The 21756-nt window shown below is 60.9% G+C and carries 22 protein-coding genes and 1 riboswitch; of the genes, 1 reads left to right on the plus strand and 21 read right to left on the minus strand.

What is annotated here, in order from left to right; translation table 11 throughout:
* Positions 1–11: 11 nt before the first annotated feature.
* From BLIJ_RS13785 to BLIJ_RS09685, 4 genes are all read right to left on the minus strand, one after another.
* Positions 12–767 (minus strand): 7-cyano-7-deazaguanine synthase, encoded by a 756-nt coding sequence (locus BLIJ_RS13785; protein ID WP_012578148.1) that lies wholly within the window; start codon positions 765–767, stop codon positions 12–14.
* Between the two features lie 427 nt (positions 768–1194).
* Positions 1195–1842, minus strand: coding sequence for an HAD family hydrolase (locus tag BLIJ_RS09675; RefSeq protein WP_012578149.1), 648 nt, complete (start codon positions 1840–1842; stop codon positions 1195–1197).
* Positions 1839–3632, minus strand: coding sequence for a DNA repair protein RecN (gene recN / locus BLIJ_RS09680; RefSeq protein ID WP_012578150.1), 1794 nt, complete (start codon positions 3630–3632; stop codon positions 1839–1841). The genes BLIJ_RS09675 and recN overlap by 4 nt, the downstream gene beginning before the upstream one ends.
* Entirely contained in the window at positions 3632–4648 is a 1017-nt protein-coding gene (locus BLIJ_RS09685) for an NAD kinase (protein WP_012578151.1), read from the minus strand. Before BLIJ_RS09685 ends, recN begins: the two co-directional genes overlap by 1 nt.
* A gap of 280 nt (positions 4649–4928) precedes the next feature.
* On the opposite strand from BLIJ_RS09685, the gene BLIJ_RS09690 reads away from it, so the two are divergent.
* Positions 4929–5606 (plus strand): hypothetical protein, encoded by a 678-nt coding sequence (locus BLIJ_RS09690; protein ID WP_012578152.1) that lies wholly within the window; start codon positions 4929–4931, stop codon positions 5604–5606.
* Here the strand turns inward: BLIJ_RS09690 and BLIJ_RS09695 are convergent.
* The 17 genes from BLIJ_RS09695 to argB form a co-directional block, all read right to left on the minus strand.
* On the minus strand, positions 5588–6361 hold the full coding sequence (locus BLIJ_RS09695) for a TlyA family RNA methyltransferase (protein WP_014485056.1): 774 nt from the start codon (positions 6359–6361) through the stop codon (positions 5588–5590). The two genes, BLIJ_RS09690 and BLIJ_RS09695, sit on opposite strands and share 19 nt — an antisense overlap.
* 105 nt (positions 6362–6466) lie before the next feature.
* A complete protein-coding gene (locus BLIJ_RS14810) occupies positions 6467–6613 on the minus strand; it encodes a hypothetical protein (protein WP_164715644.1) in 147 nt (48 codons plus the stop codon).
* A 4-nt stretch (positions 6614–6617) separates the two neighbouring features.
* Positions 6618–7658, minus strand: a complete 1041-nt coding sequence (locus BLIJ_RS09700) for an HAD-IIA family hydrolase (protein WP_012578154.1) — start codon at positions 7656–7658, stop codon at positions 6618–6620.
* Positions 7659–7666: 8 nt separating this feature from the next.
* On the minus strand, positions 7667–9280 hold the full coding sequence (locus BLIJ_RS09705; RefSeq protein WP_012578155.1) for a tetratricopeptide repeat protein: 1614 nt from the start codon (positions 9278–9280) through the stop codon (positions 7667–7669).
* A 27-nt stretch (positions 9281–9307) separates the two neighbouring features.
* On the minus strand, positions 9308–10630 hold the full coding sequence (tyrS, locus tag BLIJ_RS09710) for a tyrosine--tRNA ligase (RefSeq protein WP_007051155.1): 1323 nt from the start codon (positions 10628–10630) through the stop codon (positions 9308–9310).
* Positions 10631–10755: 125 nt separating this feature from the next.
* Positions 10756–11523, minus strand: a complete 768-nt coding sequence (locus BLIJ_RS09715) for a putative ABC transporter permease (protein ID WP_014485057.1) — start codon at positions 11521–11523, stop codon at positions 10756–10758.
* Positions 11520–12053, minus strand: a complete 534-nt coding sequence (locus BLIJ_RS09720; RefSeq protein ID WP_012578157.1) for an HD domain-containing protein — start codon at positions 12051–12053, stop codon at positions 11520–11522. The genes BLIJ_RS09715 and BLIJ_RS09720 overlap by 4 nt, the downstream gene beginning before the upstream one ends.
* A gap of 157 nt (positions 12054–12210) precedes the next feature.
* Complete coding sequence (locus BLIJ_RS09725) at positions 12211–12567, minus strand: rhodanese-like domain-containing protein (protein WP_012578158.1); 357 nt, start codon at positions 12565–12567, stop codon at positions 12211–12213.
* Positions 12568–12623: 56 nt separating this feature from the next.
* Positions 12624–13433 (minus strand): thiazole biosynthesis adenylyltransferase ThiF, encoded by an 810-nt coding sequence (gene thiF, locus BLIJ_RS09730; RefSeq protein ID WP_012578159.1) that lies wholly within the window; start codon positions 13431–13433, stop codon positions 12624–12626.
* Between the two features lie 76 nt (positions 13434–13509).
* Positions 13510–14379 carry a thiazole synthase gene (locus BLIJ_RS09735; protein ID WP_012578160.1) on the minus strand — a complete coding sequence of 290 codons (870 nt, stop codon included), beginning with the start codon at positions 14377–14379 and terminating at the stop codon, positions 13510–13512.
* 11 nt (positions 14380–14390) lie between these two features.
* Positions 14391–14585, minus strand: coding sequence for a sulfur carrier protein ThiS (gene thiS, locus BLIJ_RS09740; protein ID WP_007051161.1), 195 nt, complete (start codon positions 14583–14585; stop codon positions 14391–14393).
* 174 nt (positions 14586–14759) lie between these two features.
* Positions 14760–14863, minus strand: a riboswitch (TPP riboswitch).
* Positions 14864–14933: 70 nt separating this feature from the next.
* Positions 14934–16406: an argininosuccinate lyase gene (gene argH / locus BLIJ_RS09745; protein ID WP_012578161.1), complete on the minus strand. Its 1473-nt coding sequence runs from the start codon at positions 16404–16406 to the stop codon at positions 14934–14936.
* Positions 16407–16581: 175 nt separating this feature from the next.
* Positions 16582–17820, minus strand: a complete 1239-nt coding sequence (locus tag BLIJ_RS09750; protein WP_012578162.1) for an argininosuccinate synthase — start codon at positions 17818–17820, stop codon at positions 16582–16584.
* 82 nt (positions 17821–17902) lie between these two features.
* Positions 17903–18415: an arginine repressor gene (gene argR, locus BLIJ_RS09755; protein WP_012578163.1), complete on the minus strand. Its 513-nt coding sequence runs from the start codon at positions 18413–18415 to the stop codon at positions 17903–17905.
* Positions 18412–19377 carry an ornithine carbamoyltransferase gene (gene argF, locus BLIJ_RS09760; protein WP_012578164.1) on the minus strand — a complete coding sequence of 322 codons (966 nt, stop codon included), beginning with the start codon at positions 19375–19377 and terminating at the stop codon, positions 18412–18414. Before argF ends, argR begins: the two co-directional genes overlap by 4 nt.
* A gap of 43 nt (positions 19378–19420) precedes the next feature.
* Positions 19421–20716, minus strand: a complete 1296-nt coding sequence (locus BLIJ_RS09765) for an acetylornithine transaminase (RefSeq protein WP_012578165.1) — start codon at positions 20714–20716, stop codon at positions 19421–19423.
* Positions 20706–21662 (minus strand): acetylglutamate kinase, encoded by a 957-nt coding sequence (argB, locus tag BLIJ_RS09770; RefSeq protein WP_041982069.1) that lies wholly within the window; start codon positions 21660–21662, stop codon positions 20706–20708. Before argB ends, BLIJ_RS09765 begins: the two co-directional genes overlap by 11 nt.
* Between the last annotated feature and the right edge of the window lie 94 nt (positions 21663–21756).

The following is a 21756-nucleotide window of genomic DNA, read 5'->3' on the forward strand; positions in this document are numbered from 1 at the left end:
TTGCCTTTTATTCAGGCCACTACCGAAATATGCTTTGGGGATTCTAAAATATTCACTTCTTCGCGAGATTCGGCGAAAATATCGTGCTCATATAAGACGGGATCTTTAATTCCAAGAATCTCAAAAGAAGTTCGTCGATCACGACACGGGTCACATACTCCACAATGAACTGTCCCGCCCAAGGCACAGCTCCACGTATCGCCGAACGGCACGCCAAGACCCATACCTTTTTGAATGACGGCACACTTATTGATACTAAGATAAGGAGTATGGAACGTTACCCCGTATTCATCTCCTTCACATTCTACGGTAACCGTATGAAGAGCTTCAAAATATGATGCATGATTATCGTGGAACACAGCATCGTTACTATGAACTGCGTAATAAACATCAACGATATCATGCTTAAGCGCCCATGAAGCCATTAGCATAAGCGCAATTGCCGATCCAAAAGGCTGAACATGCTCTTCCTTATTAGGGGCAACGACAAATGGCCCAAATGCTTTGCGGAGGAACTGAGGCTGAGGCAATTCATAGAAACGCTTAAATTGCTCGGAAAAATCATATTGATAATGATGGAGTCGTTCAGAGTGGAGATTTGTAACGATTCTTTGCGCATGTTGACTCTCATTACATCCCTCAGTTTCACCAAAATTGAAAGTAACGGCATATATTTCTTTCCCCTGATTTAATAGGTCATACAAGAGAGTAGTAGAGTCCGGGCCTCCTGATAGAAGCAACGCGACACGATTATGATTCTGAATCATTGTTTAATCCTTTGACTTTGTGAAATTCAGCGAATCTGTTGAACTTCTGTATAGAAGTTATTCTGTTAATCGACGTTTGAGAAGTAGTCATGTAAACGTCACAATGACAAATGCGCGACGATTCCTGGGTCTGATGAAAGATCTTGGTGCTTGGCTTTCAGAGTCTCTCCTCATTTTTTCAATTGTTGTATGTCGTTTCCGTGCAACAATACAGCACCGAAACACAGCCAGCGCCTACAATGGCCTCGGAAAGGGGGACTTATGCCGAACAACGCCGTTACGCTACACCACACCGAACCGACCGATTATCCGGAACAAGGGCGAGGAACTGGAGCGGCAGCGGTTTGAGGCGCAACGGCGGTCGGATAGGATCGCGCGGCGGTAGGGGCTTCATATATGGCTCCCCTCAGGGAGGGGAGCCAGTTTTTTACAACACCCGTGGGGCGTTGTGGAAATCGAAGAGGACGCCGTCGGCGAGCCGGCAGATTTCGGGCCAGTCGGCCGCGGAGGAATCGTCGTGCATGGCCCAGACCGTCATACCGACCGATTTGGCCGATTTCATGGCGACCAGCAGGTCCTCGAACACCGTGCAATCGGTAGGTTTGACGCCCAGACGTTTAGCGGCAAGCAGATAGACGTCGGGCTGGTCCTTGCCGACGTCGTTCACATCGTCAACAGAGACGATGTCATCGAATAGCCCGAACACGCCCACATGCCGCAGCGCCGGTTCACGCAGGTGCGGGGGCAGCGAGGTGGCGACGCCAAGCTTGACGCCGGCGGCCTTCAGGTCGTGCAGATAGCCGAGCGCGCCCGGCTTGGCCTCCACCGTGGTGGAGTAGGCGACACTGGCCATGTCATCCCACTCCTGCATAAGCTCCTCGGGGGTATCTTTCAGGCCGAATCGCGCGATGGTGTATTCGGCGATCTGGCGAAACTGCATGGCGGAGACCGTGGTCGTGTAGTCGGGCGGAACCGCGATGCCACGCTTGTTGAGGAAGTCGATGTCGACTTGGTCCCAGACTCCCATGGAGTCTAGGAGGGTGCCATCGAGGTCGAATATGGCGGCTTTGGTCATAGGACACTTTCCTTCAACAGTTCTCGGGCGTGGTCTAGTGAGGCTTCGGATTCGCTGCCGGAGAGCATGCGGGCGATTTCGTGGACGCGGGTTTCGCCGTTGACTTCGGCGATGGTGGTGACCACGCCCAAATCGTCGTCATCGGCATCCGGCGGCTCCTTGGTGACCACGAACTGCGCGTCCGCCCACGAGGCGACCTGCGCCAAGTGGGTGACGACGATGACCTGCGCGCTGCGGGCCAGCCGTGCCAGACGTTTGCCCAGTTCGACCGCGGCCTTGCCACCCACGCCGGCGTCAACCTCATCGAAGATGAAGGTCTGGTCGGCACCGCCGCGCGTGTCGGCGGCCACCAGCTCCAAGGCCAACATCAGTCGGCTCAGTTCACCGCCCGAAGCGCTTTTGCCCATCGGCAACTGCGGCGACCCCTCGAACGGCGTAAACAGGAACGCGATATCGTCGCGACCATACGGGCCGAGCGGATCATCGGCCTTGTCTCGCGGCGTGACGCGCACTTCCAAGGAGGCACCCAGCATGGCGAGCGAGCCGAGTTCTTCAGTGACGCGCGCGCCCAAGTCGGCAGCGGCAGCCACGCGCGCGGCGCTCAGCACGTCGGCGGCGGCGAGGGCCGCATCGTACAGCGTCTGCCGTTCGGATTCGAGTTCGGCGACCTTTTCCGGCGAGGCGTCCAGATCCTCCAAATCGAACGCCGCCTTGTCCCGCCAAGCGAGCACGTCGGCCAAGGTGGGGCCCCACCGACGGGTGAGGTCGCCAAGCTCGTGGATACGGCCGTTGATCTGGTCCAGATCCTCCACGCTGCCTTCGTCGCCCAGCTCCTGGCTCAGGGCGAACACCACGTCGCCCAAATCGGCATTGATGGATTCAAGCCGATCGGCCTGCTCGGCGAACGTGCCGCCGACGCGAATCGCGCGCAACGAGGTCACCGCATGATTGATGAGTTCCACGGCCGAAGCACCGTCGGTGGCGTCCACATCCACCTGTGAGGCGTCCAGCGCACCCAGCGCCGAACCCACGCCTTGGGCGATGTCGGCCGCGTTTTCGATGCGTTCGCGGCGCGCCTTCAGCTCCTCGTCCTCCCCCGGCTGCGGGTCGGTGCGGTTGATGTGGTCGATGGATTCGCGCAGATAGTCGGCCTGTTGGCGGGCGGAGGATTCCTGCGAGCGCAGGCGTTCCAACCGCTCATCCATAGCAGTCAACGCATCCCACGCTTTGCGGTAGGCGGCCAGTTCGGCTTCGTCCCCAGCCACCCGGTCCAGAAATTCGCGCTGCCGTGCGGAAGCCGCGATTTTCAGCTGATCGGTCTGGCCATGAATGGTGACCAGTTCGCCGGCGATGGCCCCCAGCACCGAACGCGGTACGGACTTGCCGCCGAGCACGGCCCGCGAACGGCCGGAGGCGCGTACGGTGCGGGACAGGAACAGTTCGCCGTCTTCGGGATCGACGCCTGCGTCGTGGGCCTTGGCCACGGCCGCGGCAGCACCGGTGAGCCCACTGTCAGAATCGTCAGCGTCACCGGTATCGTCAGTGTCACCAGAATGTTCAGAGGTCACGGCATCATCCGCGAGCGCGAAAATCGCCTGGGCCCAAGCCTCGTCCGCCCCGGCCGAGACGCGCGAGGATTCGGCGGCCCCACCGGAGACCAGTCGGATCGCGGAGAGCAGCATGGATTTGCCGGCGCCGGTCTCACCGGTGATGGCGGTCATGCCTGCGGCCGGCGCAATGGTGGCTTCTCGAATCGGCCCCAGATTGCGGATATCGAGTTCTTCGAGCATCAGGCTCCTGCCTTGCCGTCGCGTTCGCCCGGCTTGTCGGGCTCGGTACCAGCGACACCAGCGTCACCGGCAACGCCAGCCGCATACGCGGCCGCCGGGAACGTGTGCCCGTGATGCAGCGGCTGGCTCGAGGCCTCGTTGCGCGCGTGCTCGCGCCAACCGACCACGGGCAGATCGAACTTGGAGACCAGACGGTTGGTGAACGGCATACCGGAGAGTCGAGCGAGGCGCAAGGTATCGCGCGATTCGCGCACCATGACGCGCGTACCCTGCGGCAGGGCGCGCTGACGGCGTCCATCGCAGCAAATCCAGCCTTCGGACATGGAATCGTCCAGAATATCGATGGTAAAGGTCGAACCGGAGCCGATGATCAGCGGCCTGGCGAACAGGGCGTGCGCGGCCAACGGAATCAACTGCAGGGCCTTGACGTTCGGCCACATGACCGGACCGCCCGCGGAGAAGGCGTAGGCGGTGGAACCGGTGGGCGTGGAGACGATGACGCCGTCCGCGCCGAACGAGTTCATCTCCACATCGTCCACGCGGATGGACAGTTCGACCATCTTGCCCCGGTCGGCGCGTTCCAGCGTGATGTCGTTCAGCGCCCAATCCTCAATGGGCTTGGTGGCGCCAGGCAGCCAGACGTCCACATGGGCGATCATGCGTTCGTCGATCGAATAGTCGTGGGTGGCGACCCGGCGGATCGCCTCGTCGATCTGGAAGCTTTCGAATTCGGCCAGGAAGCCGACATGCCCCATGTTCACGCCAAGAATCGGCACCTGGGTGCAGTGGACGAGTTCGGCGGCGCGCAGTATCGTGCCGTCGCCGCCCAGGACCACGACGATTTCGGTGTCGTCCGACACGCACGGCGGCTGCACGCCGAAATCGGGGGCCTCGGTGTTGTCGATGATGGTGACTTCGAAACCGGCCACTCGCAGCTGGCTCACCGCCTCGGCCACTACGGTTCCGGTCTGCCTGAGCCTGGTATGCGTCACCACCACCGCGTTGCGCTTGGCCATGGCATCCTCCTGTCGATTCGGTCGCACTGCTCATTATTCTAGCCGCAGACACCGTCATCAGTCGTACAGGTGTTCGAAAAGTGCTGCTTCGTGGCGCGTCGCCGGCAACGTTCCACAGAGCCGATTATCGTAAGGCTTCGGCATACAATGGCATACAGCCGTGCAATCACCCCCCATCTGCTCACATCGTGACCGATATAACCCCCTCAACATGGATGCGCTCATTATTGTGGCAATAAGCCATAAAGCTGTACGTCCATATTGAGGGAGTTTTATCATCATGGGCAAGCATACGCAGAATTGCACGTTGATAGGCAAAGGAGTCTACGGCACCATAGGAGTAGACCAACGTTCCCGTCTTGCCGATGGCGCGCATTTTCACACCATGATTGTGACCAGCACCCTCGAGGCCTCAGTTATAGAAGGGGACAACCTGGTCATCAAGAGTGGCATTGTGCGGTGTGATGGTGATATTCGCGTATCCGGCATCAGTGGCAGCGGCGACATCGAAGTCGGCGGCGACATTATCTGCGATGAAGTAACCTTTACCGGCAAACTACGATGCAACGGCGATATCGTCTGTTCCGGAAATCTGTCCGTCAATGGCTCCCTGCAAGACCCCCGTCATATTAGCGGTCAGACAGTTCACTTGAACGGTGTGCTGAAAGGTCATGACATCAACAGCAGGGCGCTGGAAGTTCATCCACTGCGCAGTACGATGTTTTCTCGTTTTGATATGGATGGGTATGAGGATGGCAGCACGGTTCGCCATATCACAGCCGTCACGGTTGAAGCCAACCATCTGCAATGCCAGACTTTGACGGCGGACTCCGCCATGCTACGCAACGGCAGTGCGGTGGAAAGCGCCACGTGCGCCACCGCAATAGGCATCGACCGTACCTCCAGCGTGCTGCTGGTGAACGGAGACTGCCAACGCATTCATCTCAAGACAGCGTAAAGCAGGTATTCCTCATTACCGTGGGTGCCGATGATGGGACTATCGGCAGTGGCCACCACGTCAAGTCCGTGCTGTTCAGCACAGGCGACCACGTCGTGTAATGCCCGCTCCCGCAATGCCGGATCTTCAACGATGCCGTGTTTGCCGAGTCCTGCCCGGCCGACCTCGAACTGCGGTTTGACCAGTAACACAATCTGCGCACCGGGAGCCGCGATGCGCGCGATTACCGGAATCACATAGGTCAGGGAAATAAAGGAGACATCGGAGACGATCATCGCCGGCCGGTAAGGCAGGTCGTCGGCCTCAACTTCGCGAATGTTGACGCCGCTCATTTCGATGACGTGCTCGTCATTGGCGATGCGCGGGTCGAGCTGGCCGTGGCCGACGTCGAGCGCCACGACCTTGGCCGCTCCCCCACGCAACAGTACGTCGGTGAAGCCACCGGTGGAGGCACCGATGTCCAGACATTCCAAGCCTTCCGGCCCGGTAAGGCCATTGCCGGCAAAGGTTTCGAACGCGCCCAAGAGTTTGTAAGCGCCTCGGGAGACGTAGTCGTCGCCCTTATCCACGGCGAGTTCGCTGTGCCCGGCTTTGACCATGAACGATGGCTTGGTGATGGTCTCGCCGTCCACGCGCACATGCCCGGCTTTGATGAGTCGCTGCGCTTTGGCCCGCGATTCGACCAGTCCCGAAGCCACGAGCATCATGTCGAGTCGGTCAAGTGGGGTTGCGGAATCGATATGTTGCTTGGTCATATACCTTCCTTCCGACCCACCATCTACCAACGGGGTGGCTCGGCATGGAGCCACCATCCAGCACTTCACGTCATCTTCCGCTGGCGGGAGAATGAATCACCTCTGCTAGCTGCGGCTGTTATCAAGCTCGTGTTGTAACGATTCCAGCACGTTGCGATAGGTCTCAAGCTTGCGGTCATTGTCTTGTTCATCGATATCCGCAAGTTCGGGGTATCGCTCGGTGACCGTCGCGTGTTCGCTATCCGTAGGCATAGGACTATGCCTCGACGGCGAACACAGGTACCGTGGCCTCGCTGAGCTGTGCGCCTTGGTCGGCGGCTTCCCATGCGGCGCATACGGCGGCGCGCAGGCCGTCCATACTGGTGGGGTCGCTGACGTGTACCTGGCCGTTTTCAAACCAAGCGCTAGCCTTGCGGCATTCCCAAGTACCGCTCTCGTCGCGGACCGGCTCCGGTTGGGCTTCGCCGAGTTCACGCAAATCAAGGGCGATGAATGTGGGCCTCAGGTGTGCCGGAGCCAGCATCAGTTCGGTCGGGTTGGTGACACCGGTCAGCACCGCCAGCGAATCGTAGTCACCGCGGTTACCGGCCTCGATATCGGTGTCGAGGCGGTCGCCAATGGCGATGGACGCCTCCTTGGGCACCAGATCGTGGCCTTCGGCGGCGTTCAGTTCGCGGGCCTCATCGTACATGTACGCTTCCGGCTTGCCAGCGGAGGCGACCGGTTCGACGCCAGTGGCCGTGATCACGGCGCGAATCATCGATCCGCAACCGGGGGCGATGCCCAGTTCACGAGGAATCGTCAGGTCGCGGTTGGTCACGAAATACGTGGCTCCGGCCTCGACCGCGAACGCGGCGTCGGCCATCATCTGCCAGGTCATATCCGGATACCAGCCCTGAATGACGGCCTGTGGGCGGTCCTGAGGACCGTCCACGATGGTCAGGCCGTTGCGGGTGACCTCATCGCGCAAATGCTCGGCGCCCAATACCTGTACGCGCGCGCCGGCGGGCAACGCCTTGGCCACCACACGGGCGGCCACCACCGAAGAGGTGATGACCTGCCACGGCTCCACGTCCAAGCCGAAGCCCTTGAGCTGGTCGGCCACCACGTGCTGGAAGCGCGAGGAGTTGTTCGTGGTGTATTCGATGGTCATGCCGGCGGCTTCGGCCGCACGAATGGAATCGGCCGCGTATTCGACCGGATTCTTGCCGCGATACACCACGCCGTCGAGGTCCAGCAGCGCAAGCTGATAGGCCTCGGCGAGCGGGCGATCGGTGCCTTTGAGGAAACGGGTCATTACGCCGCTCACTCCTCGGTTTCGGTTCCGGGTTCGGTGGAGTCGGAACCGGCGGCTTCGGCGGAATCGTCAGCCTCGGCGTCATCGGCGGAATCGGTCTCGGTCTCGTCGGCCTCATCAGACTCGGCATCGCCGTCTTCAGCCTCGTCGTTCTCATCGCCGTATTCCTGCTCCGGATCCGGGGCGTACTGCGCCTCGTCCGGATCGATGCCAAGCTTTTCGAGCACGTCGGAGTCGTCGGTGATGTCTTCGAGATCGTGGTCGATCACCACGTCGTCGCTGTTTTCGTCAATCTCCTCGTCGGCATACTGATCCTCAAGACGGTCCAGCAGGTCGTTGAGCTGCTCGGCTTCCTTGCTGCGGCCGGCCTCTTCAAGGAAGTACTGCTCGGCCTGCACGGCACGCATGCGGTACTCACCCGGCAGACCCTGAGAGCGGCCGACGGTGTGGACCACTTCAATGGCCTTGTCCCACATCTCCAAATCGCCAAGGGCACCGGCGTACACCAGGAACATCTCGACCTTGGGAGCGCCATGCAGCTGCTTGCCCTCATCGGACAGCGCCAGTTCCACGGCCTTCTTCGGCTCTCCGACGCCACGCTCGCAGTCAGCGATGAACGGCAGGTAGTCGAGGAAGCCGTTCATACGGTAGGCGGTGCGGAACTCACGCAGGGCCAGCTTGTAGTCGCCCTGACGGTAGGCCACGAACGCGAGCGTCTCGCGGGCAAAGTCGATGCGGGAGGCCTGACGGGCCACCCACTTGGCGTGCTCCAAGGCAAGTTCGGGGTCGCTCTCCTCCAGTGCGAAAGCGGCGAGGATGTGCAGACCAATGTTCTCCGCGTGCTCCTTGGACAGGCCGCGCAGACGTTCGCGCTCATCCTTGGACAGCATCGACCATTCCATGCCCTTGGGCATCTTGGGCTCGTCGGGACGACGGTCGGTGTACGGGTTCTGCGAGGGGAAGCTCATCGTGCCGTCGGAGTTACGGCGCGGACGCCTCATGTATTCAGAGCGCTTCTCCTCACGGTACTGGCGCTTCTCTTCCTGCGAAAACTCGCGGAATTCGCCGTCACGACGGTTGTTGTCGCGGCGATCGTCACGGCGGAAGTCACGACGATCATCGCGGCGGTCGTCCCTGCGGAAGTTGCGGCGGTCGCCATCACGGCGATCGTCGTCGCGGCGGAAGTTGCGACGCTCACCATCGCGGTGGAAGTCACGGCGGTCATCGCGGCGGAAATCACGACGATCGTTATCACGGTGCTGGTAGCGCGGATTCTCGCCGTTCTCGCCTTCGTGGGAACGGTAGCCGCCTTCGCGGCGCGGCTTGAAGCCTTCGCCGTCACGGCGCGGACCATTGCCGCGGTAACCGCCCTTGTGGAAGCCGCCGGACTTGCCGTACGACTTGCGGTAGCCGCCTTCGCCATCGCCGTCGCGGCGCGGCGCGTAGCCCTCGCCATCCTCACGGCGACGTGGCTTGAAGCCCTCACCGTCATGACGCGGCTTGAAACCGCCCTTGCCGCGCGGCTTGAAACCCTTGCCACCGCGGTTGCCCGGTCGACGATCGCCATACCCCTTATGGCCGCCGCCGTAGGACTTGCCGGAACGCTCGTTACCTTCTGCCATTGCTTGTTTTCCTTAATTCGTTGTTGATTAACGGTTTTCCACGGCGCCGAGCGCCTTCTTGCCACGACGGATGAGCGCGAAGCGACCTGCCAGGAAGTCGGCTTCGGCCAGCACCTGCTCCTCATCCTCGATACGGTTGTTGTTGAGATACACGCCACCGGACTTGATGGCGCGGCGTGCCTCGGAAGCGGACTTGAACAGTCCGGCAGCCTGGGCGGCGTCGATTACGCGATCGCCCGGCTTGGAGACGGGGAAGACGTGCTCGCCGTTCTCGTCGACCACCTTGAAGCCGTCGAGCACGGATTCCAGCGTTTCCTCGTCGATGTCTTCGAGGTTGCCACCGCGGCCGAACAGCGCACCGGAAGCATCGATGGCAGCCTGGGTAGCGGCCTCGCCATGCACGAAGCTGGTGACCTCCCAGGCGAGGGTCTTCTGGGCCTCGCGCTTGCCGGGGTTGGTCTTGGATTCCTCGACCAGTCGTTCGATTTCGGCCTTGGGCAGGAAGGTGAACGCCTTCAGCAGGCTTTCCATCTCCACGTCCGGGCGGTTGATCCAGAACTGGTAGAACTTGTACGGGCTGAGCATCGTGGCGTCGAGCCAGACGGCGTTGCCCTCGGACTTACCGAACTTCTTGCCGGAAGCATCAGTGATGATCGGGCTGGTGAACACGTTGACGTCCACACCGCGCACCTTGTGGATCAGGTCCAGGCCGGAGGTGAGGTTGCCCCACTGGTCGGAGCCGCCGAGTTCCAGCGTGCAGTGGTATTCGTCAAACAGGTGGAGGAAGTCGTTGCCCTGCAGCACCTGGTAGCTGAACTCGGTGAAGGAGATGCCTTCCTCAGAGTTCAGGCGACGGGCGACCGTGTCCTTGGCGAGCATGGTGCCCAGACGGAAGTTCTTGCCGACGTCACGCAGGAAGTCGATGACGGTCATCGAGGCGGTCCAATCGTAATTGGACACGAAACGTACGGCGTTCGCGCCTTCGGTGTCCAGAATGCCGCCGATCTGGTTCTTCAGACGATCGGCCCAGCCGGCCACCACGTCCTTCGGGTTGAGCGTGCGTTCGCCGGACTGGCGCGGGTCGCCGATGAGTCCGGTGGCGCCGCCGACCAGGGCGATTGGATGATGGCCCGCAAGCTGCAGGTGACGCATGTTGATGAGCTGCACGAGGTTGCCGATATGCAACGATGCAGCAGTGGGGTCGAAGCCGCAATAATAGGTGATGGGCTCGCCGTTCAGTGCTTCTGCGAGTCGATCCCGGTCCGTGGACTGGGAAATCAACCCGCGCCATTCCAGTTCCTCAAGCAGGGTGTTGAAACCCGCTTCCTTGAAGTCGGTGACGTGAGCCATAGCTTGTCGCTTCTCCCTATCGAATTGTGAATGAGACTGCCCAATTGGGCACAGTCAAGTTTCGCAGAACATGGCGACAGTGCCGAACACCAGCCGAGCCGCGCGATTCAGTAAAACACCTTATTCTAGCGGCGCGGGCCCATAAGTTCGCGCAAAGAGTCGATGATGTCCTGACGATCCGGCACCTGGAACTTCGGGAAGGACTTGAGCATACGCTTCTGCTGTGCGTTGATGACGCCATTGACGGCCCAGCGCAGACGCTCAACCGTATCCTGCGAAAACTCACGCATCCTGTCGGATACCGCACTGGAGCCCCGCTGCCACGTGCCACCGGCGCGTGCCGCCACATCCTGCACCACCTGAGCGACGGAATCGAGCACCTGCTCGAATCCGAGCATGCCCGTAACCGTGACCGCCAAGTCGATGATGGTGATCAGAGCCAGTACCGTGACCAGCGTATGCAGCATCGGCAGCGGAATCATATCCGTGACCCGCTCGACATATGGCTGCGAACCAAGTACCACGCCCACGCCGCCGAGACCGAAAATCAACGCGCCCAGCAGGCAGACGCGGCCTTGGAGGTTGAAGCGGAAATTCGAGTAATCCCACCAGCGGGCGTGGAACAGCTGCTCCATGACCCACGAGGTTGTGTATTCGAGTATCGTGGCGCCCACCATCGAAATCAGGAAGATGATGATCGGGTTATGTACGTTGCCGAGAATGGCGACGCCGAGTATCGCGCCGGTGCCGTAGATCGGGCACAGCGGGCCGTTGAGGAACCCTCGGTTGACCAAGCGGTGCTGTTGGCAGGAGACGAGAATGGATTCGTACATCCAGCCGACGAAACTGTAGAACAGAAACCAGAGGAAATAATGTTCGAGTGTGATGATCATCGACGGGCTTCGATCTCGGCGTAGGGCTTCGCGGCGGGCAACGCGCGCTTGTTGAACCGGTCGAGCGAGAAGGTCTCGGCGGTGGCGGAGCATTTGTCCGCCAAGGTGACCAGATAGCCTTCGATATAGCGCGGCGGCACCAGGGTCATCGGGAACATGTGGTTCTCGATGCTGTTGCGTTCGATATCGTTGAGCTTGAAGTCCTTCAGGGCATTGACCAGGGCGGCGTGGCCATGGGTGAAGCCATGCCACTGGTGTTCGCCGTTATCCCAGTCGTGCCAGTCGTACAGGAAGTAATCGTGCAGGAGGGCCGCGCGAATCAGGGATTTGAGGTCGACGCGGTACCACAGGTGCGCGCGGTCGGCCATCCACACAGCCAGGCAGGCGACACGCACGGAATGTTCGAACGTGGTGACGTTGCCGTGCTGGTAGTAGCAGCGTTCGATCTGCATGTGGCGATGCTCGATGACCTCACGGCCGTGCTTGGCGACCAGGCGTTGAATCTGCGTTCGGGTGAGCAGATGTCCCACGGTTTCGACCCTCCGTTCGGGTTGGTTCAGTGCAATCCCTTGTTGTGAATTACGATTACCCGACGATATTCAAGAATCCATCGAGTAATACCGTGACCGATTGTAGGGCACACGTATGTCCGTGCACACTCATCCAAAAGAACGACAACGGGAACCGTTAATCGTGGTGGGTTTCAAGATAGTCGAGATAACCCTGAAAACCGCCATCGAGGCTTGCTACATCGTAACCGCGATCGGCAAGGATTTCAGCTACTTCCTCGCTCCACCATCCTTGAGCACAATAGACTACGACAGTTCGATCTGTGGGCACGGTTTTGAGCACATGGGCCAGAGGGTCGAGTGGTGCATTGATGGCACCTTCGACCGGGTGGGCGGCGAAGTCGGCTGGTTCCCTCAAGTCGAGCAGCGTGACCGTATTCGGGTCGAGCTTGGCAAATTCCGCCGGCGTGATGCGGCGGTACGATGCTTCACTGCTCTCATCGTCATCGACCGCATTACGCAAAGCAATAGGCATGTTCTTCCCCTCTCGTTCCGATCTTGGCTCCCCTCAAGGAGGGGTGCCACATAGCTCTAAATCGCGCAAGCCGGCTGAATATAGTTGGCCGGATCAATAGCAGTAATGGTCGGCTGCTCACCGCACACCGGGCAGTCGGGCACATGGTTCGGCAACGGCACACGGCGGATGTTCATGGTCAGGGCATCCACGGTGAGCATGCGCCCCACCAACGGCTCCCCCACGCCGGCAATCAACTTCACGGCTTCGGTGGCTTCCAGACTGCCGATCACACCGACCACCGCGCCCAGCACGCCGGCTTCCTTGCAGGTCGGAATCTCACCGGCGGTGGGCATGTCGCGGAAGATGCAGCGGTAGCAGGGGCCTTCGCCTGGGATGACGGTCATCACCTGGCCGGAGAACCCGACCACGCCCGCATGGATATACGGCTTGCCGGCCAGCACACATGCGTCATTGATGAGGAATTTTGCGGCGAAGTTGTCGGTGGCATCGATCACCAGATCGTACGGTTCGATGAGGCCGGCGATGTTGCTGGCATCGACGAGCTCGTAGTAGGTGTCGACCGTCACATCTGGGTTGAGCGCGCGGATGGCCGTGGCCGCGGATTCCACTTTGGGCGCTCCGACACGTGCGGTGGTATGGATGATCTGACGTTGCAGATTGCTCATATCCACCACATCGCCGTCCACCAGTCCGATATGGCCAACGCCGGCCGCCGCCAGATACAGGGCGGCCGGAGAGCCAAGCCCGCCCGCTCCAATGATGAGCACGCTGGAGGCCAACAACCGCTTCTGCCCTTTGACGCCCAGCCCCTTCAAAATCAGATGGCGCGCGTACCGCTCCACCTGTTCATCAGTCAATGCCATGTTTTCTCCATGTTTCCAGCTCCCCTCAGTCCGCTACGCGGCCAGCTCCCCTCAGAGAGGGGAGCTAATAAAAGTGTCAGTGCAAATATCCCGTAGTCGGACTGGACGGCACGGCCTGTCCCTCGGTCACCTTGCCCAGACCGGACAGATACGCCGCACGACCAGCATCGATGGCGTGCTTGAACGCCTCAGCCATCAGCGGGATATTGCCAGCAGAGGCAACGGCCGTGTACGCCATCACCGCATCCGCACCCATCTCCATGGCGTCGCATGCCTGACTCGGGCGTCCGATGCCGGCATCGATGATGACCGGCACATGCGCATTGGCGATGATGATCTCGATGAAGTCACGCATGCGCAGGCCCATGTTGGAGCCGATCAGCGAACCGAGCGGCATAACGGCGGCGGCACCGGCCTCCTCCAGCTGGCGTGCGGCAATCGGGTCCGGGAACATGTAGGGCATGACCACGAAGCCTTCCTTGGCCAGCATTTCGGTGGCTCGGATGGTTTCGGCGTTGTCCGGCAGGAGGTACTTGGTCTCGTGTTCGATTTCGACCTTGACGAAGTCGGTGTGGCACACTTCGCGTGCCAGTCGGGCGATACGCACGGCTTCCTCGGCGTTGCGCGCACCGGAGGTGTTGGGCAGCAACGTGATGCCTTCGGGAATGTAGTCGAGCACGCTGTTCTCGGTGGTCTGCGCGCGGCGCAGTGCCATGGTGACGATTTGCGTGCCTGCATGTTCGACCGTGGCCTTGATGAGGTTCAGGTCGTAGCGGCCGGAGCCCAGAATGAATCGCGACTGGAACTCGTGACCGCCCAGGGTCAGCGGCTTGTCTTCCACTGGCAGAATCGGCGCGGCGGTGCCGACCGGATTGGTGACGGCGGGCTGCGGCGGCAGCGGAGTCGCCTCAACAGATGCTTCAGTAACCGGATTAATATTGCTCATAGCTTTTCCTTTCATCCACCCTGTACAAACTGCACAATTTCCATGACGCACTGGTCGTCGAGCATGGCGTCGGCACGCTTATCGCGCGGGATAATCTCACCATTGAGTTCGATGGCCACACGCTCGGCGCGGAATCCGTGCGCTTCGAGATAATCGGCGACGCTGACCGGCGTCTCGAGCGTGACCTGCTCTCCGTTGACCTGCATAATATCCTTTCAGATAGTAAAAAAGGGTGCACGAAACGAACCGTACCTTAAGTGGTGCGCCCATTCATGAACCCAATCATGCGACCGTTCGACCGCTGTGATGTATTGGCTCCATCACGACCGTCTCACGGCTGAATTATGCAAACGGAATGAAAGCTGTATCGGAGAACCCGGCAAATCTGCAACAACGATTCCTTACGGCGGCATGACCCGCGTCAAGTTCCCCGGTCGAAGTCTGGCGACTTCCTCTCAGCCTCACGGCTCCCGTTCGTTACGATTTCTCAGTGTATGCCGTTGCAGTGACAACAGCAAAATAGAGCTCCCTCTGACGAGGGAGCTCTATTGGGACTAGAACGTGCCGGGGGCTTTGTAGGCGGAGCCATCCGACGTGGATGCGGGGAAGAGCTTGAGTTCTTCGACCTCGGCCTTGGCGTCGGCGATCTGCTCGCGCACGCGACCGTAAGCGGTGCCGCCCTTGCCGTTGCGGGAGTCGACCGAACCGTGGCTGGAGAGCACTTCGCGTACTCCCGGAGCCTTGTCGGCCGGCAGGAACGCGGCGAAGGTCTCGATGAAGTCATTGTCGGTCAGATCCCACAGTTCCTGGCCGCGGCCTTCGGCGAGCTTGACGCAGGCACCAGAGAGCTCGTGCGCGTGGCGGAACGGCACACCGTTCTTGACGAGCCATTCGGCGATGTCGGTGGCCAGCGCGAAGCCGGTCGGAGCTTCCTCTTCCAGGCGGTCGCCGTCGAAGTGCATGGTCTTGACCATGCCGGTGAAGGCGGGCAGCAGCACTTCGAGCGTATCGACCTGGTCGAACACGGCCTCCTTGTCTTCCTGCAGATCGCGAGCGTAGGCGGTGGGCAGGCCCTTCAGGGTGGACAGCAGACCGGTCAGATCGCCGATGAGTCGGCCGGACTTGCCGCGGGCGAGCTCGGCGATATCCGGGTTCTTCTTCTGCGGCATGATGGAGGAGCCGGTGGAATAGCCGTCGTCGAGCTTGACGAAGGCGAACTCCTGGGTGTTCCAGATGATGATCTCCTCGGACAGGCGGGAGATGTCCACGCCGGTCATGGCGGCCACGAACGCGAATTCGGCGACGAGATCACGTGCGGCGGTGCCATCGATGGAGTTGTCGGTCACGCGGGAGAAGCCGAGCTCACGCGCCACGGCCTCCGGGTCCAGGCCGAGCGTGTTGCCGGCCAGCGCGCCGGAGCCGTACGGGGAGGCGTTGATGCGCTTGTCCCAGTCGATCAGTCGCTGCACGTCGCGGATCAGCGGCCAAGCGTGGGCCATGAGCTGGTGCGCGAGCAGCACGGGCTGGGCGTGCTGCATGTGGGTGCGGCCCGGCATCACGGTGCGGCCGGCCTTTTCGCTCTGCTCGATCAGGGCGTTGACGAGGTCAAGCAGGAGTCCGGCAATCGCACGGGAGTGGCGGCGCAGCCACATACGAATCAGGCAGGCGATCTGGTCGTTGCGGGAGCGTCCGGCACGCAGTTTGCCGCCGAGTTCGTCGCCGGCAATGTCAATCAGACCGCGTTCGAGGGCGGTGGCCTCGTCCTCATCGTCTTCGATGGGGGCGAAGGAGCCGTCATCCACATGACGCTGGAGCGTGTCGAGCGCATCCTCCATGCGCTGCAGCTCGTCGGCGGTCAAAAGTCCCGCACGGCCGAGAGCACGGGCGTGGGCGCGGGAACCGGCGATATCGTCGTCGGCCAAGCGCCAGTCGAACTGCGTGGACTTGGACAGTCGGGCCAATTCCGGCGACGGACCGGACGTAAAGCGACCACCCCACAGGGCCAGATGTTCGTTGTTCTCAGTCATGAAGGCTCCTTGAAAAGTGAAAATAGCTGTGTTTAAGCGTAGCAATGTGTTCAAACATACAGTTGCCCCCGCTGGCGAGGGCTGTCACATGGAGTGTGACTGAGGACAGTCCTTTCAAAGACTACTCCCAGTCAGCTATGCCGACAGCCTCGCAGCGGGGGCGACTGAGTAAGAATTACTCGACGGTGTTCTTCGGGACCTCGATGCCGTTGCCGAACTTGACGTCGCGCGCTGCGGCCACGCGGGACGGCAGGCCGTAGATGTCGATGAAGCCGTTGGAGGACTTCTGGTCGAAGGTATCGCCGGAATCGTAGGTGGCGAGCTTGTAGTCGTACAGCGAGGAGTCGGAACGACGGCCGGTCACGACGGCGCGACCGCCGTGCAGGACCATGCGAATCTCACCGGACACGTACTTCTGGGTGTCTTCGATGAAGGCGTTGAGCGACTGGGTTGCCGGGGAGAACCACTGCGCATCGTAAACCAGCTCGCCCCAGCGCTTGTCGATGTCGCGCTTGATGCGGTGCTGTTCGCGTTCGAGGCAGCAGTTCTCAAGCTCCTGATGAGCGGTAATCAGGGCCACGGCACCCGGAGCCTCGTACAGCTCGCGGGACTTGATGCCGACCAGGCGGTCCTCGATGAGGTCGATGCGGCCGATGCCCTGGGCTCCGGCGCGGCGGTTCATCTCCTCGATGGCCTGCAGCGGGGTGACGTCACGTCCGTCGATCTTGACCGGCACACCTTCCTTGAACTCGATGACGACTTCATCTTCGACCGGCGGGAAGGCCGGGTCGTCGGTGTAGGAGTAGCAGTCCTTGGTCGGGCCGTTCCACGGATCCTCAAGGAAGCCGGTCTCAATGGCGCGGCCCCATACGTTCTGGTCGATGGAGTACGGGGACTTCTCGGTCTGGGTGATCGGCAACTTGTGCTCCTTGGCGAACGCGATCTCGACGTCGCGGGTCAGGGACAGGTCACGAATCGGGCTGATGGCCTTCAGCGTCGGGTCGATGGAGGCAATGGAGACCTCGAAACGAACCTGGTCGTTGCCCTTGCCGGTGCAACCGTGGGAGATGGTGTCGGCGCCGAACTGGTGGGCGGCGCGCACGAGGTGCTTGGAGATCAGCGGACGGGAGATGGCGGAGACCAGCGGGTAGACGCCTTCGTACATGGCGTTGGCCTTGAGGGCCTTCATGCAATATTCGTTGGCGAACTCGTCACGGGCATCGACCACGTAGGATTCGACGGCTCCGCAGGCGAGGGCGCGCTGCTTGATGGTCTCGAGGCTTTCGCCGCCCTGGCCGACGTCGAGGGACACGGCCACGACGTCCTTGCCGGTACGCTCCTTCAGGTACGAGATGGCGACGGAGGTGTCAAGACCGCCGGAGTAGGCCAGAACAATGCGCTTGTTATCTGCCATTGGTTCCCTTTCGTTCAAGGTCTAAAAAACAAACTGATGCAAGTATATACAGAGGACTGTATATTTATGCACGGCGTGTTGGTTATTTGGAGGCGAGGCTTAGTAGCCAGTCGGAGCGGGAGACAGCGGTGTCGTCATTGGTGCAAATCACCATGACGGTGTCGTCTCCAGCGATGGTGCCCAGCACGCCTTCGATCGGCTGCCTGTCAATCACCGAGGCCACGTATTGTGCGGCACCGGAAGGCGTGTGCACCACAACCAGATTTCCGGCGGCGGCCACCGAGGTGACCAGTCCGTTCAGCACGCGGGACATCTGTGCCTCACCGCGCTCCCCTACATCCTCACCTTCTGAAGCAACGGCGCTGCGACCCACCGTGTAGGCCACCGTGCCGTCCTTCAGCCGGGTCTTCACCGCATGCATCTCGTCAAGATCGCGGCTCAGGGTCGCCTGAGTCACCGCAATGCCCTCGTCGATAAGGATTTTGGACAGCTGTGATTGCGAGGTGATGATATGCGTGGCGAGCGCCTGTTCTATGGCACTCAGCCGCGCCGCCCTGGTGGCAGGGCGCTGCAGGGACGGACCGGTTTCACTCATGCGAGCAGGCTTTCGTCTCCACGGGCCTTGCCGGTCAACCAAGTCAGCAACGCTTTCTGTGCGTGCAGACGGTTCTCGGCCTCGTCCCATACCACGGACTGCGGGCCATCGATCACTTCAGCGGTGACTTCCTTGCCGCGGTAGGCGGGCAGGCAGTGCTGGAAGAGCGCATCCGGCTTGGCCAATGCCATAAGTTCGGTGTTGACCTGGTAATCCCAGAACGGCTTGGAACGGATGGCGTATTCGGCCTCCTCGCCCATGGAGACCCAGGTGTCGGTGAACACGCAGTCGGCGTCCTTCACCGCTTCCTTGGCATCGGTGGTGACCAGGATGGAGCCGCCGGTCTCGGCCGCGACGCGCTTGGCGTCGGCCACGATGTCCGGGCGGGGCAGGTAGCCGTGGGGGCCGGCCACGCGCACGTCCATGCCGGCCACGGCACCGCCGAGCAGGTAGGAGTTGGCCATGTTGTTGGCCGCGTCACCGAGGTAGGCGATGGTCTGGTTCTTCAGGTTGTCGACGCCGCCTCGGTGCTCGGCGATGGTCTGGAAGTCGGCGAGAATCTGGCAGGGATGGAAGTCATCGGTCAGGGCGTTGACCACCGGATGGGTGGAGTACTTGGCCATTTCTTCGACGCGGTCCTGGCCGAAGGTGCGCCACACCACGCCGTAAGCCATGCGGTCGAGCACACGAGCGGTATCGGCCACGGGCTCGCCACGGCCCAGCTGGGAGCCGGACTTGTCGATGACCAGCGGGTAGCCGCCAAGCTCGGCAACGCCGATGGAGAAGCTGGAACGGGTGCGGGTGGATGGCTTGTCGAACAGTACGGCGACGGCCTGCGGACCGGCGAACGGCTGCTTGTAGAAGCGGTCATGGTGGAACTTGATGGCAAGTTCGAGCACCTGCTTCTGCTCCTCATGGTTGAGGTCGTCATCTCGCAACATGTGGCGAAGTTCTGGGGTCATGATGATCTCCTTGGATCGGTGGGTCGGCAGTGACGGCGAGAAATCAGTCGTCGGGCAGGTCCGTAGGCACATCCTTGAGGATGGCAAGTGCCTGATCCACGTCTTGAGCGGTTACAATCAGCGGCGGTGCGAAACGCAGCGCATTGGGAGCCACCGCGTTGACGATGAGCCCGTGTTCGAGGCAGTAGTTCATCACCGCGTGGGAGCAGGGATGCTTGAGCTCGACGGCGTCCAGCAAACCACGGCCGCGTACGGAAACGAACAGCGGATTACCGGTGGCCATAATGCCATCGCGCAGCTGTTTGCCGCGAGCTTCGGCGTTGGTCACCAGATTCTCGTCTTCAATCACGTCAAGAGTGGCGAGTCCCGCAGCCGCACCCAGCGGATTGCCGGCAAAGGTGGAGCCGTGGGAACCAGGAGTGAACAGAGCCGCAAGTTTCTCACCAAAAGCGATCATGCCGCCCATCGGGAATCCGCCTGCCACACCCTTGGCGAAAGTCACCATATCCGGCGTCACGCCGCCGGACAGATCGTCACGCTGGAATGCGAACCACTTGCCGGTACGTCCGATACCGGTCTGTACTTCATCGATGATGAGCAGCGCGTGGTTGATATCGCACAGTTCACGCACGAACTTGACGTAATCGGCGCCCAACGGCTGCACGCCGGCTTCGCCTTGGATAAGTTCCAGAATCACAGCAGCCACCGGACCCTTGCCATAGCGACCGAGACCGGTCTGTGCAAAAGCGTCGTGCAGGGCGACCTTGTCGCCGGCGCGCACGAATTCGATGTTCGGCACCAGCGGATCATACGGCTTGCGGATACCGGGTTTCCATGTGGCGGACAGCGCACCCATCGTACGGCCATGGAAGCCGTGAGTCATTGCGAGAATGCGTGCGGGCTTGCCGCCGATGGAAGGCAGGGCATCAGGCAAGGTGCGGCCATACAGCTTGGCGAGCTTGAGGGCAGCTTCATTGCCTTCAGCACCGGAGTTGCCGAAGTAGACTTTGGAGCCTTCAGGTGCACCAGCCAGCTTGACCAGTTTGGACGCCAATTCAATTTGCGGCTCGGACGCGAAATAGTTGCTGATATGAGCCACCTTGGCAGCCTGATCGGCAACCGCCTTGACCCACTTGGGGTGGGCGTATCCGAGGGAATTGACGGCGATGCCTGCCAGGAAATCGAGGTATTCGTTACCGTCAACATCCCAGATGTGGGCACCTTGGCCGTGATCCATGACGCGCAACGGCGTACCGAACACATTCATGTGGACCTGAGAGTACTCTCCCAGCCACTTGCTGTCTTCCGTACCTAGTTTTTCCTCATGCTCAGTAGCCATAAGAGCTCCTCATTTCCAGTCCTTCATCGGGCATAACCATGGTACCGATGCCTGCGGAGGTGAATATCTCATTCAAAATCGAATGCGGCTTGCGCCCGTCGATGATATGGGCTTGGGGCACGCCACCGTCGATGGCCCTGACACAGGCCTCCATCTTGGGTCGCATACCGGATTCCAGGTCCGGCAGCATATCGCGCAGGTTTTCCACACCGATCCGGCCAATCAGAGAATTCTTGTCCGGCCAATCGGCGTACAGACCATCCACATCGGTCAAGATAACAAGCTTGCGTGCGCCCACAGCGGCAGCCAAAGCGGCGGCGGCGGAATCGGCGTTCACGTTGAGCACTTCAGTGGCATCTTCTTCGTTCGGAGCCACGGAAGAGACGACCGGGATACGACCGGCGGCCACCAGATCCTCGACTGCCGAGGCATCGACGGAAACCACATCGCCGACCAAGCCGATATCGGTGGGCTTGCCATCGATGATGGGCCTGCGCTGCATGGCCGAGAACAGGCCGCCGTCTTCACCGGACAGGCCTACGGCCAGCGGGCCGTGCGCGTTGATCAGGCCGACCAGTTCGCGTGACACCTTGCCGGTCAGGACCATGCGCACCACGTCCATGGCCTCGGGGGTGGTGACCCTCAGGCCGCCTTTGAATTCGGATTTGATGCCGAGGGCCTTGAGCATGTGGGAGATCTGCGGGCCGCCGCCGTGCACGACGATCGGATGCAGGCCCACCTGACGCAGGAAGACCATGTCTTCGGCGAAGCACTGCTTCAGATGGTCATCGACCATGGCGTTGCCGCCGTATTTGACGACGATACGCTGGCCGGCGAACTCCTCCAGCCAAGGCAGCGCTTCAATAAGCACTTCTGCCTTCTGATCGGCGCGCAAATCGGTGTGCACGTCGAAATGGAACCCAGGTCCCTTCAATTCTGTAGCCAATTTTTCTCTTTTCTGCGACGCCGGCGACGCTATCGCTGCCGGCTGCTACAAACAGCCCACTGGGCTGTTTGCGTTATATGCGACGCCGGCGACG

It is taken from the genome of Bifidobacterium longum subsp. infantis ATCC 15697 = JCM 1222 = DSM 20088 (assembly GCF_000269965.1).
In the GTDB taxonomy this organism is placed as follows: domain Bacteria; phylum Actinomycetota; class Actinomycetes; order Actinomycetales; family Bifidobacteriaceae; genus Bifidobacterium; species Bifidobacterium infantis.

Coding starts and splice junctions, on each gene's coding strand:
- thiS (WP_007051161.1), bottom strand. CDS start 14,585: ATGCAGGTCAACGGAGAGCAGGTCACGCTCGAGACGCCGGTCAGCGTC.
- BLIJ_RS09685 (WP_012578151.1), bottom strand. CDS start 4,648: ATGGCCAAGCGCAACGCGGTGGTGGTGACGCATACCAGGCTCAGGCAG.
- BLIJ_RS09765 (WP_012578165.1), bottom strand. CDS start 20,716: ATGGCTACTGAGCATGAGGAAAAACTAGGTACGGAAGACAGCAAGTGG.
- thiF (WP_012578159.1), bottom strand. CDS start 13,433: ATGGCATTGACTGATGAACAGGTGGAGCGGTACGCGCGCCATCTGATT.
- BLIJ_RS09695 (WP_014485056.1), bottom strand. CDS start 6,361: ATGACCAAGCAACATATCGATTCCGCAACCCCACTTGACCGACTCGAC.
- BLIJ_RS09690 (WP_012578152.1), top strand. CDS start 4,929: ATGGGCAAGCATACGCAGAATTGCACGTTGATAGGCAAAGGAGTCTAC.
- BLIJ_RS09725 (WP_012578158.1), bottom strand. CDS start 12,567: ATGCCTATTGCTTTGCGTAATGCGGTCGATGACGATGAGAGCAGTGAA.
- BLIJ_RS09715 (WP_014485057.1), bottom strand. CDS start 11,523: ATGATCATCACACTCGAACATTATTTCCTCTGGTTTCTGTTCTACAGT.
- BLIJ_RS09750 (WP_012578162.1), bottom strand. CDS start 17,820: ATGGCAGATAACAAGCGCATTGTTCTGGCCTACTCCGGCGGTCTTGAC.
- tyrS (WP_007051155.1), bottom strand. CDS start 10,630: ATGGCTCACGTCACCGACTTCAAGGAAGCGGGTTTCAACACCCTGCTT.
- recN (WP_012578150.1), bottom strand. CDS start 3,632: ATGCTCGAAGAACTCGATATCCGCAATCTGGGGCCGATTCGAGAAGCC.
- BLIJ_RS09700 (WP_012578154.1), bottom strand. CDS start 7,658: ATGACCCGTTTCCTCAAAGGCACCGATCGCCCGCTCGCCGAGGCCTAT.
- BLIJ_RS13785 (WP_012578148.1), bottom strand. CDS start 767: ATGATTCAGAATCATAATCGTGTCGCGTTGCTTCTATCAGGAGGCCCG.
- argH (WP_012578161.1), bottom strand. CDS start 16,406: ATGACTGAGAACAACGAACATCTGGCCCTGTGGGGTGGTCGCTTTACG.
- argF (WP_012578164.1), bottom strand. CDS start 19,377: ATGACCCCAGAACTTCGCCACATGTTGCGAGATGACGACCTCAACCAT.
- BLIJ_RS09735 (WP_012578160.1), bottom strand. CDS start 14,379: ATGAGCAATATTAATCCGGTTACTGAAGCATCTGTTGAGGCGACTCCG.
- BLIJ_RS09705 (WP_012578155.1), bottom strand. CDS start 9,280: ATGGCAGAAGGTAACGAGCGTTCCGGCAAGTCCTACGGCGGCGGCCAT.
- BLIJ_RS09675 (WP_012578149.1), bottom strand. CDS start 1,842: ATGACCAAAGCCGCCATATTCGACCTCGATGGCACCCTCCTAGACTCC.
- BLIJ_RS14810 (WP_164715644.1), bottom strand. CDS start 6,613: ATGCCTACGGATAGCGAACACGCGACGGTCACCGAGCGATACCCCGAA.
- argR (WP_012578163.1), bottom strand. CDS start 18,415: ATGAGTGAAACCGGTCCGTCCCTGCAGCGCCCTGCCACCAGGGCGGCG.